The 21547-nt window shown below is 30.0% G+C and carries 22 protein-coding genes; 14 read left to right on the top strand and 8 right to left on the bottom strand.

The genetic code is table 11. The annotated features are described in order from the left end of the window. Positions 1–32 precede the first annotated feature (32 nt). Both Q0762_RS11255 and Q0762_RS11250 read left to right on the top strand, forming a co-directional pair. On the top strand, positions 33–935 hold the full coding sequence (locus tag Q0762_RS11255; RefSeq protein ID WP_298766982.1) for a DUF3078 domain-containing protein: 903 nt from the start codon (positions 33–35) through the stop codon (positions 933–935). A gap of 177 nt (positions 936–1112) precedes the next feature. Continuing rightward, positions 1113–2225 carry a CNNM domain-containing protein gene (locus Q0762_RS11250; protein WP_298766980.1) on the top strand — a complete coding sequence of 371 codons (1113 nt, stop codon included), beginning with the start codon at positions 1113–1115 and terminating at the stop codon, positions 2223–2225. A gap of 186 nt (positions 2226–2411) precedes the next feature. On the opposite strand, the gene hflX is transcribed toward Q0762_RS11250, so the two are convergent. Further along, positions 2412–3623 (bottom strand): GTPase HflX, encoded by a 1212-nt coding sequence (hflX, locus tag Q0762_RS11245; protein ID WP_298766978.1) that lies wholly within the window; start codon positions 3621–3623, stop codon positions 2412–2414. A gap of 389 nt (positions 3624–4012) precedes the next feature. On the opposite strand from hflX, the gene Q0762_RS11240 reads away from it, so the two are divergent. Continuing rightward, positions 4013–4987, top strand: coding sequence for an endonuclease/exonuclease/phosphatase family protein (locus tag Q0762_RS11240; protein ID WP_298766976.1), 975 nt, complete (start codon positions 4013–4015; stop codon positions 4985–4987). Positions 4988–5320: 333 nt separating this feature from the next. Next, complete coding sequence (locus Q0762_RS11235) at positions 5321–5722, top strand: CPBP family intramembrane glutamic endopeptidase (RefSeq protein ID WP_298766974.1); 402 nt, start codon at positions 5321–5323, stop codon at positions 5720–5722. 2 nt (positions 5723–5724) lie between these two features. Here Q0762_RS11235 and Q0762_RS11230 read toward each other — a convergent pair whose 3' ends face one another. Next, on the bottom strand, positions 5725–5964 hold the full coding sequence (locus Q0762_RS11230; protein WP_298766972.1) for a hypothetical protein: 240 nt from the start codon (positions 5962–5964) through the stop codon (positions 5725–5727). Between the two features lie 69 nt (positions 5965–6033). Between Q0762_RS11230 and glpQ the strand changes: the two genes are divergently transcribed. Next, positions 6034–7017: a glycerophosphodiester phosphodiesterase gene (gene glpQ, locus Q0762_RS11225; RefSeq protein WP_298766970.1), complete on the top strand. Its 984-nt coding sequence runs from the start codon at positions 6034–6036 to the stop codon at positions 7015–7017. Between the two features lies 1 nt (position 7018). Continuing rightward, the gene (locus Q0762_RS11220; protein WP_298766968.1) at positions 7019–7552 is read left to right on the top strand and encodes a hypothetical protein; all 534 of its coding nucleotides are present in this window, start codon (positions 7019–7021) and stop codon (positions 7550–7552) included. 117 nt (positions 7553–7669) lie between these two features. Here the strand turns inward: Q0762_RS11220 and Q0762_RS11215 are convergent, their stop codons facing one another. The 4 genes from Q0762_RS11215 to aspS form a co-directional block, all read right to left on the bottom strand. Then, positions 7670–9451, bottom strand: a complete 1782-nt coding sequence (locus Q0762_RS11215) for a chloride channel protein (RefSeq protein ID WP_298766966.1) — start codon at positions 9449–9451, stop codon at positions 7670–7672. Between the two features lie 101 nt (positions 9452–9552). Then, positions 9553–10206, bottom strand: a complete 654-nt coding sequence (locus Q0762_RS11210) for a hypothetical protein (protein ID WP_298766964.1) — start codon at positions 10204–10206, stop codon at positions 9553–9555. 12 nt (positions 10207–10218) lie between these two features. Further along, positions 10219–10926 carry a DUF6503 family protein gene (locus Q0762_RS11205; RefSeq protein ID WP_298766962.1) on the bottom strand — a complete coding sequence of 236 codons (708 nt, stop codon included), beginning with the start codon at positions 10924–10926 and terminating at the stop codon, positions 10219–10221. A gap of 87 nt (positions 10927–11013) precedes the next feature. Then, positions 11014–12768 (bottom strand): aspartate--tRNA ligase, encoded by a 1755-nt coding sequence (gene aspS, locus Q0762_RS11200; RefSeq protein ID WP_298766960.1) that lies wholly within the window; start codon positions 12766–12768, stop codon positions 11014–11016. A gap of 399 nt (positions 12769–13167) precedes the next feature. Here aspS and Q0762_RS11195 point away from each other — a divergent pair, with 399 nt between their 5' ends. The 4 genes from Q0762_RS11195 (at position 13168) to Q0762_RS11180 (ending at position 15793) form a co-directional block, all read left to right on the top strand. After that, on the top strand, positions 13168–13527 hold the full coding sequence (locus Q0762_RS11195) for a cupin domain-containing protein (RefSeq protein ID WP_298766959.1): 360 nt from the start codon (positions 13168–13170) through the stop codon (positions 13525–13527). A gap of 77 nt (positions 13528–13604) precedes the next feature. Next, positions 13605–14276: a 16S rRNA (cytidine(1402)-2'-O)-methyltransferase gene (gene rsmI / locus Q0762_RS11190; RefSeq protein WP_298766957.1), complete on the top strand. Its 672-nt coding sequence runs from the start codon at positions 13605–13607 to the stop codon at positions 14274–14276. A 143-nt stretch (positions 14277–14419) separates the two neighbouring features. Further along, on the top strand, positions 14420–15406 hold the full coding sequence (locus Q0762_RS11185; RefSeq protein ID WP_298766955.1) for an aldo/keto reductase: 987 nt from the start codon (positions 14420–14422) through the stop codon (positions 15404–15406). A 45-nt stretch (positions 15407–15451) separates the two neighbouring features. Further along, on the top strand, positions 15452–15793 hold the full coding sequence (locus tag Q0762_RS11180) for a HopJ type III effector protein (RefSeq protein ID WP_298766953.1): 342 nt from the start codon (positions 15452–15454) through the stop codon (positions 15791–15793). 93 nt (positions 15794–15886) lie between these two features. On the opposite strand, the gene Q0762_RS11175 is transcribed toward Q0762_RS11180, so the two are convergent. After that, the gene (locus Q0762_RS11175) at positions 15887–16489 is read right to left on the bottom strand and encodes a carboxymuconolactone decarboxylase family protein (protein ID WP_298766951.1); all 603 of its coding nucleotides are present in this window, start codon (positions 16487–16489) and stop codon (positions 15887–15889) included. A gap of 74 nt (positions 16490–16563) precedes the next feature. Between Q0762_RS11175 and Q0762_RS11170 the strand changes: the two genes are divergently transcribed. The 3 genes from Q0762_RS11170 to Q0762_RS11160 are packed head-to-tail and all read left to right on the top strand — an operon-like array spanning position 16564 to position 19815. Next, a complete protein-coding gene (locus Q0762_RS11170) occupies positions 16564–16995 on the top strand; it encodes an OsmC family protein (protein WP_298766949.1) in 432 nt (143 codons plus the stop codon). Positions 16996–17030: 35 nt separating this feature from the next. After that, a complete protein-coding gene (gene recJ, locus Q0762_RS11165; protein ID WP_298766947.1) occupies positions 17031–18716 on the top strand; it encodes a single-stranded-DNA-specific exonuclease RecJ in 1686 nt (561 codons plus the stop codon). 58 nt (positions 18717–18774) lie between these two features. Next, a complete protein-coding gene (locus tag Q0762_RS11160) occupies positions 18775–19815 on the top strand; it encodes an FAD-dependent oxidoreductase (RefSeq protein WP_298766945.1) in 1041 nt (346 codons plus the stop codon). Here the strand turns inward: Q0762_RS11160 and Q0762_RS11155 are convergent, their stop codons facing one another. Beyond that, on the bottom strand, positions 19816–20184 hold the full coding sequence (locus Q0762_RS11155; RefSeq protein WP_298766943.1) for a DUF983 domain-containing protein: 369 nt from the start codon (positions 20182–20184) through the stop codon (positions 19816–19818). Positions 20185–20250: 66 nt separating this feature from the next. Between Q0762_RS11155 and Q0762_RS11150 the strand changes: the two genes are divergently transcribed. Next, complete coding sequence (locus Q0762_RS11150; RefSeq protein WP_298766941.1) at positions 20251–21540, top strand: YCF48-related protein; 1290 nt, start codon at positions 20251–20253, stop codon at positions 21538–21540. Positions 21541–21547: the final 7 nt, after the last annotated feature.

Raw genomic sequence — 21547 nt, 5'->3', positions numbered from 1 at the left:
ACTTCAAATTCAAAAAATATAAAATTAACAAAATGAAAAAATTATCAATCTTATTACTTTTAGTTTTTACTAGCATTACAACACTAGCACAAACAAAAGAAGAATTAACAAAAGAATTAGGAGAAAAAAAAGCTACTATTGGTAAATTACAAGGAGAAGCTAACGGGATACAAGCCAAATTAGATGCTTTACCTGGTTGGAGAAAAGGCGCATTTGGTACCGTTGGTGCAAGCTTATCTGGCTTTAACAACTGGTATGCAAGAACTGCACCAGATGCTTCTGCAGGAAACATAGGTGTAACTGTTAATGGTTTTGCAAACTTAATAGAAGATAAATTCTTCTGGAGAAATTCTGCAAATATTAATTTAGGTTGGGTAAAATTAGATAATAAAGTAATTACTGGAGATGAAGATTTTGAAGCTGCTACAGATGTATTTAGTATTACTTCTTTATATGGTAGAAATATTAGTAAAAAATGGGCTGTATCTGCATTAGGAGAATACAGAACAACAATTATAGACAATTTTAACAACCCTGGTTATTTAGATTTAGGTGCTGGTTTTACTTGGACACCAACAAGCCATTTAGTAGTTGTAATGCATCCTGGTAACTACAATTTTGTATTTAGTTCTGGAGACACTGTTTTTGAATCTTCTTTAGGTGCAAAAGTAGTAGCAGACTACACAAACAAATACAAAGGTTTAAGTGTAAAATCTAACTTATCTCTTTTTCAAAGTTATGAATCTTCTAACCTATCTAACTGGACTTGGACAAACTCTTTTGGCTATACGCTTTACAAAGGCATTGGTTTAGGTTTTGAATTTGGTTTAAGAGGCAACAGACAGGAAGCTGCTAACTTTCAAGGAGTTTCTTTAAATGAAGCAGATAATCAAACACAATCTTACTGGTTATTTGGTATAAATTATTCTCTATAAGTAATAATTTATCAAAAACACAAAAACCTCAAAAACTATTTTTTGAGGTTTTTTTATTCAAAAAAACAACAAATCTATAAAATGATTAACTAATTTCTAACAAAAGCTTATTTTTAAAACAAATACACAAAGTTAATATCCTATATTTTTGTTATTTTTACCATCTAATTTTCCTTTATGACCTTATTAATAATTTACGCTACCATTTCTATATTTTTCTCTTTTCTATGTTCTATATTAGAAGCGGTTTTATTAAGTATTACGCCAACATTTATCAACCTTAAAAAAAGTGAAAAAGAAGCATATGCTGATAGTTTAGAAACTTTAAAAAAAGATGTAGATAAACCATTAATTGCTATTTTAACCATAAATACAATTGCGCATACAGTTGGTGCTATTTTAGTTGGTGTGCAAGCTAAAGTTGCCTATGCAGAAATGTACGGTAGTGTAGAAAAAACTATTTTAGGTTTGCGTATTACAGAAGATGTAATGGTTGGTGTAGTTTCTACCATAATGACTATTTTAATTTTAGTTGCCTCAGAAATTATACCTAAAACCATAGGTGCAACTTATTGGAAACAATTGGCAAACTTTACATCTAAGGCCTTAAAAATTATGATTTTCCCTTTAAAAATAACGGGAATTTTATGGGTTTTACAATTGACAACAAAATTAATTGGAGGAAAAGGACATGGTAGCGTTTTAAGTAGAGAAAGCTTTTTAGTAATGACAGAAATGGCAGAAAAAGATGGTGTTTTTCACAAAAACGAAAGTAAAGTAATACGCAATATGCTTGGTTTTAAACAAATTAAGGTAAATGATGTAATGACACCAAGGTCTGTCATAGAAATTGCTGATGAAAATTTAACGATACAAGAATTTTATGAAACACATAAAAACTTACGATTTTCTAGAATCCCCGTTTTTGCAGAAAACCCAGATGAAATTACAGGTTATTTTTTAAAAAATAATTTGTTAGAAGCTTTAGTTAAAAATAAAGGATCTGAAAAATTAGCAAGTATTAAAAGAAACATTACGGTTACCAATAGAGATTTATCTATTGCAGATTTATTTGATGAACTAATTAAAGTAAAAGAACATATTGCTTTAGTTGTAGATGAATATGGCTCTGTAAGCGGTTTGGTTTCTCAAGAAGATGTTATAGAAACTTTACTTGGTTTAGAAATTGTAGACGAATCTGATAAAATTACAGACCTACAATCTTATGCTAGAAAATCTTGGGAAAGTAGAGCAAAAAAAATGGGAATTATTGAGGATAAAAAAGAATAAATTTATCTAACATAAGGCAACCAAATAAATATTTTAAAAATTAAATTTATTGTTGGTTTCTTTATATATAGAATTGTCTTAACCCAATTGCGTTAGGGATTGCAGTATTGTTTTTGAGCTCTTGCACTTTTTTTAAGTGCAAAGCGAGTACGGAAAGCCCGTTAAAACGCCCTAAAAATAAATTGGCTACGCTTCTTCTTTATATTCATAATACAAAAAGTCGTTATAAGGAAAACGCTGTATGTGAATTTTCTTTACTTCCTCATAAGTAGTTTCTTTAAAATCATTTAGATTTTCTTTATTTAAGGCAGAGATAAATATAGATTGAACGTCATTTTTGTTCATCCAAGTTTTTTGCCAATCTTGTAAAGTATAATGCTCTTTGGTTCTTTCAGTTTCTAAATCATCTGCAGCAATGGTTTCATGTTGATAAGCGTCTATTTTATTAAAAACCATTAAAGTAGGCTTGTCTGCACATTTAATATCATTTAAAATACTATTTACAGAAGCTATGTGATCTTCGAAATTTGGGTGAGAAATATCTACCACATGCAACAACAAATCTGCTTCTCTAACTTCATCTAAAGTAGATTTAAAAGATTCTACCAATTGTGTTGGTAGTTTTCTAATAAAACCAACAGTGTCTGTCATTAAAAAAGGAATATTTTTAATAACCACTTTTCTAACAGTGGTATCTAAAGTTGCAAATAATTTATTTTCTGCAAAAACATCGCTTTTACTAATTACATTCATTAAGGTAGATTTACCAACATTGGTATAACCTACCAAAGCAACACGCACCATTTTACCACGGTTTTTTCTTTGAACCGCCATTTGCTTGTCTATGGTTTTTAATTTCTTTTTTAACAACACAATTTTGTCGTTAATAATACGTCTATCTGTTTCTATTTCTGTTTCTCCTGGGCCACGCATTCCAATACCACCTTTTTGTTTGTCTAAGTGTGTCCAAAGTCTTGTTAAACGTGGCAATAAATATTGGCATTGTGCCAATTCTACTTGTGTTTTTGCAGAGCTTGTTTGGGCTCTTTGCGCAAAAATATCTAGTATTAAATTGGTTCTATCTAAAATTTTACAATCTAAAATTTTCTCAATATTTCTTAATTGCGCTGGAGATAGTTCGTCATCAAAAATAGCAGTTCCTATGCCCTTTGTTTCTATATAAGATTTTACTTCATCTAACTTTCCTGCTCCTAAAAATGTTTTAGGGTTGGGTTTGTCCATTTTTTGAACAAAGCGTTTTACTGGCACACCACCAGCAGTTTCTGTTAAAAATTGCAATTCATCTAAATATTCTTCAGATTTTGCTTCATTCTGTTGTTGTGTAATTATACCAATTAAAACGGCTTTTTCGGAAATGGCCTCTTTTGCGTCTATCATAGAGTACAAAAATACGAAGTTTTAAATTGTAAATAGCACAAAAAAACCTGAACAAAATGTTCAGGTTCTATTTTATCAATTCAAATACAAAAAGTTTACTACGTTTTTTGCATTGCAAATTTACATTTTGAAAAATTACTACGCAAATAAACCTAGGTTAATAAATTATTTTTTTTACGTTAAATAAAAGATGGCATAAAAATTTTGTAATTTTAAATGCCAACTAAAATTAATCAACCAAACTAACTTATCTTATATAAATTGTACTTTACCAGAAGCCATATTGTAAACAGCTGCCACAATTTTTAAATAACACTAATTTAACTTAATACTATACAAACTAAAAAGATGAATTATTTTTACTTACTTTTAACCTCTAAACACAATTTATGTTCCCATTTATTTCTTCTAAAAAACAAAGTGATAAAATAACCACTATTGGCTTTTATAACGTAGAGAATTTATTTGACACAAAAGACAACCCAAATACTTTTGATGATGCTTTTACAGAAAAAGGAAAGAAAAAATGGAATAACAAACGTTACCGAGATAAAATTAAAAAATTAGGCTCTGTAATTTCACAATTAGGGTTAAATAAATCTAAATACCCGCCAGCAATTGTGGGTTTGGTAGAAGTTGAAAACGCCACCGTAGTTGAAGACATTGTGAACTCTACCAATTTGCGAAAATTTCCTTATGGTTTTGCACATTACGATTCGCCAGATGAAAGAGGAATTGATGTTGCATTGTTATACAACAAACATTTTTTTGAATATTTAGAGTCTAAAACACATCCTGTTTATTTAAAAACCGAAGAAGGGAAAAGAGATTATACCAGAGATATTTTAGAAGTTGTTGGAAATCTGCATGGAGAGCTTGTGCATATTTTAGTAAATCACTGGTCTTCTAGAAGAGCAGGACAGCTAGAAACAGAACCTAAAAGAATTATTGCTGCAGAAACAGTAAAAAGCATTGTTGCACAAATTAGAGCGCAAAATGTTGATGCCAAAATTATTGTTATGGGAGATTTTAATGACGACCCAACCAATAAAAGTGTAAAATTGATAGAAAATGCTGGCTTTATAAATCCTATGCTTAGTCTTTGGAATAAAGAAAGTACAGGAACATTAACGTATAATGGTAAATGGAATTTATTTGACCAAATTTTATTTTCTGAAAATTTTAAAGAGAAAAAAGAAGGTAAACTGTATTTTAAACATGCCGAAGTTTTTAATAAAAAATGGCTGAAAATTTTTAAAGGAAAATTAAAAGGAAGTCCGTTTAGAACTTATATTGGCCCTTGGTATCAAGGTGGTTTTTCAGATCATTTTCCTGTTTATACGTTTTTAAAAAAGAAAGACTAAATGATAAATCAAATAGTTACTACTTCTTCACATATTATAATTACATGTCTTTTTTCCTTAATTTTTGTAGAAAACCTTAACAAAAAAAAAGTTGAAAACTTGATTTTAATTGTTGTCTTCTTTTTATCCTCGTCTGTTTTACTAATACTTCCTTTACAATTTGAATTCTTTAATTTTACAGAAACTTACTGGAATTTTTCTGGGAAATTATACTCAATTTTATTCTCTATCATTTTCATTTTAGTTTTCAAACATAGATTTCAAAAATATAATTATGTAAAATTAAAAACCGAAAAAAAATCATTCATTAAGGTTATACCCATACTAATATGCTTGTTATTTATAGCAATTTTAGATGGTTTACAAAGAGAATATAAAATATGGGAAAATGAGAAATTAATATATCAAATTTTAATGCCCAGTTTAGATGAAGAAATAGCTTATAGAGGAGTATTAATTGGGCTTTTTTCAACTATTTTAAACAAGAAAAAAACGATTTTCTTATCAAAAATAAATCCTGTAATTTTGGTTACATCTATTCTCTTTGGACTAATACATTCATTAAAAATAGAAATAAATTTAGATTTCTATTTTAATAGTTATGTTTTTGTAAAAACTTTTTTTTATGGTTTTATTTGGGGCTGGATAGCTATAAAAACAAAAAGTTTATTGTTACCAATTTTATTTCATAGCGTATCAAATGTTTTACCTTTTTTAGTAACTTATTTAAAATAAAATCATTTCTTACCTTGTTGCTTAAATGCTTTTCTTAATTTCTCATCATCTAAAATGTATTTTTTATACTTACCATCTTTATATCTATGATAAATAAAAATGGGCATAAAAATAAACGATAAATACAAAACACTAAGCCCCATAACAATTTGTGCTTTTTCGTGCCCTGTATTAATCAGATAAAAACCTACAGACACCCAAACTAAAAAAATTATAAAAAGTATTTTTAATGCTAATTTCATGTTACAAAATTACAAAAAGTATATCTTTACTTTTAAAGTTGTTTAAAAAAATTATCATAGATTCTTAAAATGAAATTAATTTATTTACTGTGTGTTGGATTCTTATTAATTTCCTGTAAGTCTATTAAAATAAATTCGAAAAACATGAAAAAGAAAATAGTTATTGCTCATAGAGGCGCTTCTGGTTATTTGCCTGAACATACCATGGAATCTAAAGCAATGGCTTTTGCCATGAATCCTAATTTTATTGAACAAGATTTGGTGCTAAGTAAAGACGATGTACCTATTGTAATACATGATATTTATTTGGATGATGTTACAGATGTTGCTAAAAAATTTGCAAATAGAAAAAGAAAAGATGGCAGGTATTATGTAATTGATTTTACTTTTGAAGAGTTAAAAACACTAAAAGTTACAGAACGTTTTAATCCTAAAACGGGCAAACAGTTTTACCCTGGCAGATTTCCTAAAGGAAAAGGTAGTTTTAAATTGCATTCTTTTGCAGAAGAAATAGAATTGATACAAAATTTAAACAAAAGCACAGGTAAAAATATTGGTATTTATCCTGAAATTAAAGAACCTAAATTTCATAAAAAAGAAGGTAAAAAACTTACAGAAATCGTGTTAAAAACATTAGCTGATTATGGCTATACCACTAAAGAAGACAACTGTATTTTGCAATGTTTTGATGCCAAAGAATTAGAACGTATTCGTAAGGAATTAAAATGTGATTTGTTCTTAGTACAATTGATAGAGTTTGAAAAAGAAACAAAAAACTTTGCCCATTTTGCAACTTATGCCAACGGTATTGGACCTTGGTACAAACAAATTTTAGACAAAAAAGTTTCGGGAAAATGGCAATTTAACGCTTTAGTTGCTAATGCGCATAAATTAGGTTTACAAGTGCATCCTTACACATTTAGAGCAGATCAATTAGATGAGTTTACGTCTTTTAAAGAGATGATGCAAATCCTTTTAATTGAAGCAAATGTTGATGGTGCTTTTACAGATTTCCCAGATTTAATGATTAATTTTTTAAATTCGCAAAAATAATATGGCAAAATTAGTTTACAAAATAGACCACGCTACTAATAATTTTAAATTATACAACGCTAATAATCAACTATTACAAACTGCAAGTTGGTTTTTAGAATTTGGTAAGACTTCTTCAGAAATTTATAGCGACAAAAATAAAGTTAGCTATAAAATTATTAAAAAATTTAAGTTTTGGCAATGGAAAACTTCTTATAAAATTACAAATAAACAGAAAGAAACTTTTTTTTTAAACAGCCAAAACAAACAAAATTCTTTATTTAAATTAGCGCTAAATGAAGATATCTTTGAGGTTAAAATTCATTATTACAAGAAAAAATCTGTTTTAAAAAACGGTGTAAAAATAGCAGAATTTAACGATGGTTTTCTAGAATCTAAAGAAGAAAATACCAGCAATCTTTTACTAAAAGATACTACAGATTTAGAAACTGTTTTTCTAATTTTTACGTGTTTAAAAACAGGTGTTACCAACCAAAAGCCTTTACTAAAATCTCAAAAAGAACTTATTTCTATACAAGAAGATTGGGGTGCTTAAGTTGCAAATAGTTGGCAAACTGGTTTAGCCCAGATTGAAGCATTTGTTTGAGCTCTTTTTGCCATTTTTCTTGGCAAAAAAGCGAGTGCTGAAAGCTGGAAATAGCTTCTAAAAACATTAAGAAGTTACCTCTATTAATTTATTTCTATACGCTGTTAAAAGTTTGGATTTAGAAATAAAACCTACATATTTTTCGTCTTTAACAACTGGTAAATTCCAAGCGCCACTTTCTTTAAATTTTTGCATAACTTGCGCTACAGAATCGTTGTGAAAAATAATTTCTGGAGCTGCTTTCATAAAAGTACCCACAGTAACTGTTTTGTACATTTCAGAATCAAACATTATAGATCTAATATCATCTAATAAAATAATGCCCAAAAATTGTTTTTGCTTACTTAAAACAGGAAAAATGTTTCTGGTAGATTTGGCTACTGCTTTTTTTAGCATATCTCCCAACAACATTTCTGGATAAACAGCTTTAAAATTTGTTTCTATAAGTTCATCTATCTGCAGCATCATCATTACATTTTTATCTTTATTGTGTGTAATAAGTTCGCCTCTTTGAGCTAGTTTATAAGTGTAAATAGAGTTGGAAATAAAATATTTGGTAAATGAGAAAGAAATGGCAGCTACCAACATTAAAGGCACAAATAAATCGTAACCTCCAGTAATTTCTGCAATTAAAAAAATGGCTGTTAAGGGTGCATGTAAAACACCTGCCATTAAACCTGTCATGCCAATTAATGTAAAATTGGCTTCAGAAACTTGAAAACCTAAACCTAAATTATTAATAATTTTACCAAAAGCATTTCCAAGTGCACTTCCCATAACCAAAGTGGGTATAAAAATACCACCAACACCACCTGCTCCAAAAGTTGTGCTCATGGCAATTGCCTTAAAAAAGGTGATTAATAATAAGAGTACAATTACAATCCAAATATTTGTAGCATCAAAAGAAAAGGGTGTGTTGCCAATGGCTGCAATGTGCTTTCCTTTTAGTAAATTATTTATTAAACCATATCCTTCTCCATATAAAGAAGGCATTAAATACAGGATAAAACCAATAATTATACTTCCTATAATAAGTCTTACAAAACGGTTTTTAAATTGATAAAAGAATTTTCTAATGGCAAAATAAACAACCGAAAAATAAACAGAAATAATGCCTGTAAAAATGCCGAAAATGGCGTAAAAACCTATTTCACTTATTTGAAATTTATCATTTAACTCAAAACCCAACAAAACATCTGAACCTAAGAAAAAATAAGAGGTAATAATTGCTGCAACAGAGGCTAATAATAAAGGTACAAGAGACACAAAGGCAATGTCTAAACTAAATACTTCTAATGCAAAAACAATACCTGCAATTGGCGCTTTAAACATAGAAGACATTGCACCCGCAGTTGCACAACCAATAAGTAACATTCTGGTTTTGGTATTCATGTGAAAAAAACGCGCCGTATAAGACGCCAAAGCTGTACCAGCACTTACTGCTGGCCCTTGCAACCCAACAGAACCACCAAAACCAACAGTTAAAGGCGCTGTAAGTAAAGATGCATACATATTGTATTTGGGTATAATTCCTTTTCGTTTAGAAATAGCATATAACGTAGTAGAAATTCCATGACCAATATGCTTTTTTAACCATGTTTTCTTAATAATTGCTACAATTAACAAGCCAATTATTGGAAAAATAAAATACAAAGAACTTTTAGATTCTTTTAAAAAATCTACTGCCAAAAGAAGTTGAAAAGCATGTGTTACGTTTTTTAAAATAACGGTTCCAAGACCTGCTAAAAAACCAACAAGAATGCTTAAAATATATACAAACTGGCGTTCAGAGATGTTTTTATATCTCCAAATTAAAACCTTTTTTAGTATTTTATTTTTTGTTGGCATTTGTTTTTTTCTGTTAAAATAGAATCCTCTGTCATTTGGACTTTATGGAGAAATCTTTGAAACTTTTTAACTACTTTTCACTTGATGGGAAATGTTTTTTTTTAATACCTTTTTTTATGGTATTTCAAAAATCCATTTGCGCGAATTTCTTTATGAATTACTGCTATATCTTCTGGTATTTCTGGAAGTAATAACCAATTTACATCTAAACCGTTTCTTATTGCTTCTTCTATTAAAAACTTATTATCTGTAATAAGACTTCCTAAAGCCTTTAAATTTTCTTCAAACTCTATTAGAAAATCATCATCTAGTTTATTTATAATCAATAGTACTTTAAAAACCCTAGCCATTACTGCAATGCAAAACTTTTTTCGTGATGCTGGAGGTCTACTATTTAAAATAAATTCTTTATTCGTTTCTAAAACCTTATTTATCATTACTAAATTTAAATAGGCTTCTCCAAATTTATCTTTTGTAATGCTAACATGCTCATTTATTAAACCACTTAATTCTCTAACATCCCAATTTAAATAGCTAATAGAAAAACATCCATCTTTAGCACTTGTTTCTATAAAATTTAAAATATAAGTTTCCAATTCATCTCTTTTTTCCGCTACTGTTTTTGAGCTAACCAACTCAAACATTAATCTATTTGCTAAAACCAAATCTTTTTTTAGCAACCGTAAAATTAATTTATCTTTTTCTTTAGATGGTAAATGACTTAGTGCTTCTTTAAATACTTTTGGAAATGACATAATAATTTTTAATTATTGTTTTGCAGATAAAATATCGGTTCCTAAATAACCATTGTCTTTATTGTAATACCAAGCTCTATTTTTTGGCATTTTTATACCGTTTATAGTTTCTAAACCAGACAAAATAATATATTCTCCACTATTTTTTGTTTCTTTAAAAAACTGATATACTTCCATAGCATAGGTTTTTGGATTAAAATAAAAGTACCAAGTATCTTTACCTACTTCTTTTGTATAACTTGCTTTTAAGACCAAATATTCTTTTCCTTTAAATTTTCTTTTTTCTACTTTTTGGTTGATGATGGTTCCTTCATCTTTCAACTTCATTGGCAAACCATATAAATAGGTGTAATAATTTTTAAAGAGTTTTGCACGCTCACAATTTAAACTATATTTCTTTTTTAATTCTTCAGACGGATTTGTATTTCCATTAATCGCGAAACTGCAATCTCCTTTATTTACTGTATATGCTGTAATAATGGTATCTCTTTTTGCTTTTACTAAAAAATATTCTTTGGGTAAATTTATACGAATTCTGCTTTTTCTTGGCGAACGATTTGGGGTTTCCATAGTTACAAAAAGTTCTCCTTTAAAGGTTTCCCAATTATGATTTGGATCATGAAATTGTATGGATTTCACTAACAACTCATCTCCTGTGATTTCTTGAGAAAGTGTAATTACTGAAGTAAAGAGTAATAAAATTACGGTTAATTTTTTCATAGCTTAAAAGTAATAAATTTTCTAAAACAAAAAAGACCTCACAGGCTTTAAAAAATCTGTGAGGTCTAATTATTTACAAAATATTTTTTATTCTTTAATATCCAATTTCAAACTCAATTCTGTCAATTGTACATCATCAATAAAAGCAGGTGCATCTATCATAACATCACGTCCAGAATTGTTTTTTGGAAACGCAATAAAATCACGAATGGTTTCTTGACCTCCTAAAATAGCAACCAACCTATCTAAACCAAAAGCCAAACCTCCATGAGGTGGTGCACCATACTCAAAAGCATCCATTAAAAAACCAAATTGTTTTCTAGCTTCATCTTCAGAAAAACCTAAATGCTTTAACATGGTTGCTTGTGTTGCTTTATCATGAATTCTAATAGAACCTCCACCAATTTCGTTTCCGTTTAAAACCAAATCGTAAGCGTTAGCTTTTACTTCTCCTGGTTTGGTATCTAGCAACTCTAATTGTCCAGGTTTTGGTGATGTAAACGGGTGATGCATTGCATGATAATGACCCGTTTCTTCATCTAATTCTAACAAAGGAAAATCAATTACCCAAAGTGGTGCAAAAACTTTTGGATCTCTTAATCCTAAACGTTCTGCCAACTCCATACGTAAAGCAGACATTTGTGTTCTTACTTTATTGGTTTCACCAGATAAAACACAAACCAAATCGCCAGGTTTAGCATTGGTAGCTGCTACCCATTTTGCCAAATCTTCTTGATCGTAAAATTTATCTACAGAAGATTTAAAAGTTCCGTCTTCATTTACTCTACAATAAATCATTCCTAAAGCACCAACTTGCGGACGCTTTACCCATTTAATAATATTGTCTATTTCTTTTCTTGTGTAAGAATTTCCTCTAGGAACAGCAATACCAACCACCAATTCTGCGCTATTAAAAACACCAAAATCTTTGTGTTGTGTAACTGCATTTAATTCGGCAAACTCCATTCCAAATCTAATATCTGGCTTGTCATTTCCATACAAACGCATAGCATCATCATACAACATTCTTGGAAATTTTTCCACCTCTACTCCATTTACTTCTTTTAATAAATGACGCGTTAAACCTTCAAAAATATTTAAAATATCTTCTTGCTCAACAAACGCCATTTCACAATCTATTTGTGTAAATTCTGGCTGTCTGTCTGCACGTAAATCTTCATCTCTAAAACACTTTACAATTTGGAAGTATTTATCCATTCCACCAACCATCAACAGCTGCTTAAACGTTTGTGGACTTTGTGGCAAAGCATAAAACTGACCTTCATTCATTCTACTTGGCACCACAAAATCTCTAGCACCTTCTGGTGTAGATTTTATTAAATAAGGCGTTTCTACTTCTATAAATTCTTGGTCAGAAAGGTATTTTCTAACTTCCATTGTCACTTTATGACGAAAAATTAAGCTGTCTTTTACAGGATTTCTACGAATATCAAGATATCTATATTTCATCCTAATATCTTCTCCACCATCCGTTTCATCTTCAATAGTAAAAGGTGGCGTAATTGCTTCATTTAAAATCTCTAATTGAGACACTAAAACCTCAATTGCGCCAGTTGCTAATTTTGTACTTTTAGATTCACGCTCAATTACAGTACCAGTAACCTGTATTACAAATTCTCTTCCAAGAGACTTTGCTTTTTCCATAATTGTTGCTGGCGTGCGCTCTTCATCAAAAATAAGTTGCGTAATTCCATAACGATCTCTTAAATCTACCCAAATTATAAAACCCTTATCTCTAGATTTTTGTACCCAACCTGCTAAGGTTACCTCTTTATTTATGTGTGTTGCGTTTAACTCGCCACAAGAATGACTTCTATACATACAAATTGAAAATTTGCAATTCTGAAATTAATTCAGAATCTTTATTACGTTTCTATAATCCTGAATTTGTTTCAGAACTTCGCGCAAATTTAATCAAAATCATTAGAAAAATAGTTTTTTGGGCGTTCATTTCTTATCAGAAATACCCCGCTTTTCGCACTCGCTTTTTTTATTCTGAAAAAGAATAAAAAAGAGCTCAAACAATTGCTGCAATCGGTAACGCAAAATCCGTCTAATTCTTTGTAAATTTGTACAAATAAGAAAAATGTTTCAAGATTATTTTCCAATCATTTTTATAGCAATCGCCATTATTATAATAATTTTCGGAAAAAGCAATTATAGCAATTCAAATGACGAATTTGATGATTTTGATGATTTTGACTAATTTAAAAACATTGCATGAGCGTAATTAACATTCAAGAAAAATTCAATTTATTTGAAGATCAGTGGTCACCAAAAAAAATTGGCGAGTTAAACGGACAACAAATTTTATTGGCAAAAATAAAAGGCGAATTCGTTTTTCATAAACACGATAATGAAGACGAGCTTTTTATGGTACAAAAAGGTGTTTTAGAAATGCATTTGCGCAATGAAATCATCACTATAAATGAAGGCGAATTTTACATTGTACCTAAAGGTGTAGCACACAAACCTGTTGCAAAAGAAGAAGTACACATTTTGTTATTTGAACCACTTTCTACAAAACACACAGGAGATGTTGTTGCAGATATTACTGTAGAAGAATATGAAGAAATTTAAATTGGTTGGTGGTTTATAGTTAATGGTTTTTTCACAACAATCAAAAACCACCAACCAACAACAAAAAACTAAAATTAATGAGTAAACTATACATTGTTCCCACGCCAATTGGTAATTTAGAAGACATTACTTTTAGAGCCATTCGTATTCTAAAAGAAGTAGATTTTATTTTAGCAGAAGACACTAGAACCAGTGGTAAACTATTAAAGCATTTTGAGATTGCTACACAAATGCACAGTCATCACATGCATAATGAGCATAAATCTGTAAAAGGAGTTGTGCAAAGAATAAAAAACGGAGAAAGTTGCGCCTTAATTTCTGATGCTGGAACTCCTGCCATTTCAGATCCTGGTTTTTTGTTAACTAGAGCTTGTGTAGAAAATAATATTGAAGTTGATTGTTTACCGGGTGCAACTGCGTTTGTGCCAGCTTTGGTAAATTCTGGTTTGCCAAACGATAAATTTGTTTTTGAAGGTTTTTTACCCGTAAAAAAGGGACGTCAAACACGGTTTTTATTATTGGCAGAAGAAAAAAGAACCATGATTTTGTATGAATCGCCTCATAAATTGGTAAAAACATTAGGCCATTTTATAGAGTATTTTGGTGCAGAAAGACAAGTTTCTGTTTCTAGAGAACTTACAAAAATGTTTGAAGAAACCATTAGAGGAACTGCAACAGAAGTTTTAGCGCATTTCACTAAAAAAGCACCAAAAGGTGAGATTGTGGTTATTGTTGAAGGGAAGAAATAAGTCGATTTATTTTTTAAAAATAAATCATAAACACTAATTATTTATTTTTGCAAAGCTCTAAATATTAGAATCATTTAAAAATCGAATTAAAAAAATCTTACTATTTTTAATTACAAAACAGTAATCATCCCAATAATTAAAAAATGAACTACAGAAAACTAGGTAAAACCAATTTAGAAATTTCAGAAATAAGTCTAGGAACTTGGCAAGTTGGTGGCAAATGGGGAAGTGATTTTAGTTTTAAAAATGCAGAAAACATTATTAAAACTGCCATAGATAAAGGGGTTAATTTTATAGATACTGCAGATGTTTATAGCGCTGGTTTAAGCGAAAAAGTAGTTGGAGAAATTGTTCGTTCTAGTAGCCAAGAAGTATATATTGCCACAAAATGTGGCCGCCAATTGAATCCGCATACAGATGCTGCATACACAACTGCAGCTTTAAGAAAATTTGTAGAAAATAGTTTAACAAATTTAGGCGTAGATAGCATAGATTTAATTCAACTACATTGCCCGCCAACAGCAGTTTACAATCGTCCAGAAATTTTTGGTTTATTTGATGATTTAACAAAAGAAGGTAAAATTAAAAATTACGGAGTAAGCGTAGAAAAAGTAGCAGAAGCTTTAAAAGCGATTGAATATAATGGCGTAAGTACTGTGCAAATTATTTTTAATATGTTTCGTCAAAAACCAAGTGAACTTTTTTTTAAAGAAGCTAACAAAAAAAATGTGGGAATTATTGCGCGTGTTCCCTTAGCAAGTGGTTTGTTAACTGGAAAATTTAATACAGCTACTACTTTTAACAAAGAAGATCATCGTTTTTTTAATAGAGATGGCGCTGCTTTTGATAAAGGAGAAACCTTTTCTGGAATAGATTATAATTTAGGTTTACAGGCTGTGGCAGAACTAAAAACAATTTTTAATGAGGATGAAAATCTTGTGCATAAAGCCTTACAATGGATTTTATCTTTTAACGAAGTTAGCTGTGTAATTCCTGGTGCATCTAGTACAGATCAATTATTAGCCAACCTAAACACCAATAAAGCAAATTCTATTTCCAAAGAACAACTAGCACAAGTTAAAAATATTTACGATTCTTTTATTAAAAAAGAAGTACACCATTTATGGTAGTTTTTTCAACTAAACAATTAATACATCATTTTACAATTTTTATACATGACACTACAAGACTTCAAAAATAAAATACAAGAAAATCCAACAACAATAGCTTTTGCAGAAACCATGCAAATTATAGAAGACAATTACAATTTCACGCCAACGACTTTTACAAATGGTGAAATAAGAAATAATAGTGGAGAAAATTCTGGCTCTTGTAAAGTATTTGCTTTTGCAAAATTAGAACAGTTATCTAAAGAAGAAACCCTATTTTGTTTTGGTGAACATTACCAAAATGTTTTAGAAGACAAAAACGGAACTTCACATCAAAATATTAGAAATTTTATGCAATTTGGTTTTGAAGGTTTGTCTTTTGAGGGGAAAGCTTTAGAGTTAAAATAGCTTTTCTACGACATTACTAAAATAAAGTAATTTTATAAAAACAAGAAACCACGCTAAAAAAAAGCGTGGTTTTTAAATATTAAAAAAGCTCTGTTAGTATTTAGAGCCATCGTGTTTTCCAACCTCAAAACCATGTTTTCCTAAATATTGGTTTCCACTTTCTACAGCGCCTTCTTCCATAGTTGTTCCCATAGAATCGTTCCATCTATTTAAATATCCAAATAAAGAAATTACACCTAACATTTCTACAATTTCGCCTTCGTCCCAATATTTGTACAATTCTTTTTTTATTTCGGCATTTACGGCATTTGGCACCATAGATGCTGCTAAAGAAAAATCTAAAGCAGCTCTTTCTGCATTAGAAAAAGCTGGGTGTGTTTTATAATCCCAAATATTATCTAATTGCTCCTGCTCTGCTCCATAACGTTCTGCAGCTCTAATTGCATGGGCCTGACAATACCTGCAACCTGTAGCGTTACTAGAAACCCAAGCAATCATTCTTTTTAAAGCAGATGTAACGTTGCCTTCATTTGCCATAACCGCTTTGTTTAAATTAATAAATGCTTTAGAAATTGCGGGTCTTCTTTGCATGGTTAGTACAGAATTTGGACAAAAACCCAAAGTTTCATTAAAAAACGTTGCCAATTCTTTGGTTTCTAAATCGTGTTCTGCACTTAAAGGTGATACTAATGCCATATTTTTATATTATATATTGTTTACTTTTGTAATAGCGTAAAAATTAAGACGTCAATATAAATAAAAATATAATCATGGTAAAAAATATAATTAGTACAGTTTGGACAGGAAATTCTCATTTTGAAAGCAACAACCCCAGTGGACACAAATTTACAATGTTTGACAAATCTCAAGATAATGGAGATACAGTTGGTTTTGCACCTAAAGCATTAATGTTATCTTCTTTGGCAGGTTGTTCTGGTTTAGATGTTGTTTCTTTACTTGAAAAAATGCGTGCAGAAGTTGCCGATTTTAAAATTGAAGTTACTGCAGAGTTAACAGATGAACATCCTAAATTTTACAATAAAGTAAAAGTAGATTATCATTTTACGGATGCAGATTTAAAACCAGAAAAAATTCAAAAAGCTGTAAATTTATCGGTAACAAAATATTGTGGCGTTATGGAAATGTTTAGACAATTTGCAGAAATTGAAACTGAAATTCATTTACATCATTTAGAAAAATAAAAAAAAAGTACTAAAACTAGTGCTGCGTATAAACTATGAGATGGACTTTAAAACCTGAACCTAATAAACAAGAAGTAGCTGCACTAGCAAAAGAATTACAGGTAAACAAAACCATTGCCAAAATTCTTTGCCAACGTAATATTACCACTTTTAAAGCGGCTAAAAAATATTTTAGACCTAGTTTAAAAGATATTCATGATCCCTTTTTAATGAAGGATATGGATTTGGCTGTTACAAGAATTGAAAAAGCTATAACCAATAATGAGAACATCTTAATTTATGGTGATTATGATGTAGATGGCACTACTGCTGTTTCTTTAGTTACTTCTTACTTAAAAACAATTTACAAAAACATTGCTACCTATATTCCAGATAGATATGCAGAAGGTTATGGCATTTCTTACATAGGCATTGATTTTGCGCACGACAATGATTTTTCTTTAATTATTGCGTTAGATTGTGGTATTAAAGCTATTGAAAAAGTAGCCTATGCCAAAGAAAAAAATATCGATTTTATTATTTGTGACCATCACAAACCCGGTAAAGATATACCAAAAGCAACTGCTGTTTTAAATGCAAAACAAGAAGATTGTACTTATCCTTTTGATGAATTATGTGGTTGTGGTGTAGGTTTTAAATTAATTCAAGCTTTAGGCGTTTCAAGAAAGCAATCTATAGAACATTTTGTACCTTATTTAGATTTGGTAGCTACTGCAATTGCTGCAGATATTGTACCCATGAATGGGGAAAATAGAGTTTTAGCCTATTATGGATTGCAAGTAATTAATAAAAATCCTAGAAACGGAATTAAAGCAATCATTCATCAAGTGCATAAAAAAGAACTTACCATTACAGATGTTGTTTTTATAATTGCACCAAGAATTAATGCCGCTGGCAGAATGAAACATGGTAATTATGCTGTAGAATTACTTACTGAAATGGATTTTGATTCGGCCGTAGAATTTTCTGCAGCCATAGAAATTTTTAATGCAGATCGAAAAGATTTGGATAAAAAAATCACTAACGAAGCTTTAATTCAGATAATTGATCATAAAGAGGAAGAAAAATTTACTTCTGTTGTTTACAGAGAAGATTGGCATAAAGGTGTTATTGGCATTGTTGCCTCTAGATTAATAGAAAAATATTACAGACCAACCTTAGTTTTTACTAAAAGCGGCAATAAACTAGCAGCTTCTGCCCGTTCTGTAAAGGGTTTTGATGTGTACAATGCACTTTTAGCATGCGAAGAATTTATTGAACAATTTGGCGGACATAAATATGCAGCAGGTTTAACCTTATTGCCAGAAAATTATGAGAATTTTAAAAACAAGTTTGAAGAAGTGGTTTCTAAAACCATAGATAAAAAATTGTTAACTCCAGAAATTAGTATAGATGCTACTTTAGATTTTTCTGAAATTACTCCAAAATTCTTTAGAATTATTCAGCAAATGGCACCTTTTGGTCCTATGAATATGAAACCTACTTTTACCACAACTTGTGTTAGAGATAATGGTTATGGCAAACAAGTTGGTGCAGAAAAAACACATTTAAAATTAAATGTTTTTCAAGGTGATAATCAAAAAACCTACAATGCTATAGGTTTTAATTTGGGTGATAAATTAGAAATCGTACAAAACGATTTTGATATTGCTTATAATTTAGATGAAAATGAATGGAATGGACACAAATCCATTCAATTGGTTTTAAAAGACTTAAAATAGTCTTTATTTTATTCGTTCAATTGCTAACTTCAACAAAAAACTTAATTATTTTTGTGCTATGAAAGTAGATTATATAATTGTTGGTTTAGGTTTAGCAGGTTTGGCTTTTGCAGAAAAATTAATTGCTGCTAAAAAAACGTTTGTTGTTTTTGAAGATGCCTCGCAAACCTCTTCTTTGGTAGCTGGTGGTGTTTATAATCCTGTGATATTAAGACGTTTTACACCGGTTTGGAATGCTGCAGCACAATTAGACTTGGCCATGCCTTTTTATGAAGGTTTAGAGAAAAAACTAAACCAAAAATTCGATAAAAAGTTCGAAATTAAAAGAGCTTTTAAGTCTATTGAAGAACAAAACAATTGGTTTGCACTTTCTGATAAGCCAAAACTAAAACAGTTTATGAATGCTAAAATAGCAAATGAAAAAGTGCATGGTATTGTTGGCAATTTTGGTTTTGGTATTGTAAATGAAGCCGGAAGAATTGACACCTTAAAACTAGTAAATGCTTACAGAACTTATTTAGAAGATTTAAATGCAATACGATTTGAACAGTTTGAGCATCAACAATTAGAAATTACTAAAGAAAAAATAACTTACAAAGATATTAATTGCGAAAAAGTAGTTTTTTGTGAAGGATTTGGAATGAAGGAAAATCCGTTTTTTAATTACTTACCCTTAGATGAAGTAAAAGGAGAATTAATTACCATTTACGCACCCGAAATTAATATCGAATTTTTACTAAAATCGGCTTTATTTTTAATTCCTCTAGGAAACAATCATTATAAAGTTGGCGCTACTTTTAATCATAAAGACAAAACCTCTAATCCGTCTGAAGACGGGAAAGAAGAACTGGTTGAAAAATTAAAAAAAGTAATTGATGTTCCTTATACAATTATCAATCAAACTGCAGGCATAAGGCCAGCAACTGCAGATAGAAAACCATTTATTGGTTTGCATAAAACACATAAAAATTTAGCAATTTTAAATGGCTTGGGTACTAGAGGTGTAATGTTGGCACCAACTATGGCTAAAAATTTATTTGAGCACATAGAACATAATGCAAATTTAGATCCTGTTGCAGATATTAAAAGATTTCAATAATTATTTTTTAAAACTCACAAACATATTAATCCAAAGAATTCTAGACAAACGCAAATTTACAGGAGCTAAAAGAATTAAGGCTATTATAATCGCTAAAAAAGATTGTAACAATTCCAAACCAAAAAACACAGAAGATATTACAAAAACAGCCACAGAAAGCGCTACTGTAATGCCGTAATTCACATACATGGCTCCATAAAAAAAAGAAGGTTCCATCATATATTTTAAATTACAATTTGGGCAATTGCTATGTAATGTTGTAATTTTTGCAGGGTTAAATGTAAATTTGTGCTTAAAAAAATCACCTTCGTTACATTGTGGACATTTACCTTTTAAAATACTATATAGCTTTGTTCCTTTTTTTAGCATTTCCTATTTTAAATTATATATTTTTGTAAATATAATTATTTCGATAGAATTATAAACGTAATTTAAATGAATAAAGCCAACATTACAATTCTTTTAATCTTTTTAAATATATTGTTTACTCAAGCACAAGACTTTAGTTGGCAATCTGTTAACAGCATAGCAAATACAGACAACCAAAGATTTGATGATGTATTTTTTTTAAACGATAACTTAGGTTGGGCCGCAAACGGATTTTACGCCGAAGTTTACAAAACAACAGATGGTGGTTTAAATTGGATTAAGCAAATAGACGGCACTGATATTGGTACTGGGCTATATTTTAGAAATATAGAATTTTTAAATGAAAAAATTGGTTTCTTAGGTACGTTTCAAGGTAAGTTTTTTAAAACATTAGATGGTGGTACTTCTTGGTCTGAAGTTACAGGTATTACTCCAAATCCTGCTGGAATATGTGGTATTGAAACCATAGGCGAAACTACAGTTTATGGAGTTGGTGTATTTTTTGAACCTGCAATGCTTATAAAATCTACAGATAGTGGAGTAACTTGGACCTCTACAGACATGTCTGCCCATGCAACTGCTTTAGTTGAAGTTGTATTTGTAGACGAAAATATTGGTTATGCTTCTGGTAAAAATGCAAATGGAGGTATTATTATTAAAACTACAGACGGTGGTATTACGTGGACAGAAATTTACAATTCTGGCATTAAAGGCGAATACGTTTGGAAACTTCAAATATTACAAGGTTCTGACAACAACACTATCTTTGGCGCCGTTCAACAAGCAACTGCAAATCCTGGGAAATTAATAAAATCTTTTAATGCTGGCCAAAATTGGGAAGAAAAAAACGTACCTGGTGCAGATATACAAGCTGTTGGTTTTATTTCTGAAACACATGGTTTTATGGGAGGTTCTGAATTAGGAATTCTTGAAACGAAAGACGGCGGAGATACCTGGATAAACACAAATATTGGTGGAAATTTAAACCGAGTTTTTGTAATAAACAACAATACTGCATTTGCAGCGGGTACAACAATTTACAAATACACTAATGAAACCTTAGCTACAGAAGACATTGGAAAAAGCAGAATACCATTATCCATAAAATTATCAGAAAACCCTGTAAAAAATAAATTGGCTTTTAGCATAGCTTATAAAGGATCAGATAATATGGTTATAGAGCTATATGATGTTAAGGGAAAGTTTATAAAAAAATTAATGAAAGATCAAATTGTAAATCTTTCTAGCATTAAAAAAGAGTATTCATTTGATGTAACTCATCTTTCTTCGGGAATTTATATTTTAAATTTTCATAACAATACAGGAAGACAGTCTTTAAAATTTATAAAAAAATAAACGATTA

Origin of the sequence: uncultured Polaribacter sp., from assembly GCF_947495205.1 — a bacterium.
GTDB lineage: Bacteria > Bacteroidota > Bacteroidia > Flavobacteriales > Flavobacteriaceae > Polaribacter.
The sequence above is the reverse complement of the archived record's forward strand: the minus strand, read 5'-3'. Positions and strand labels throughout refer to the sequence as shown.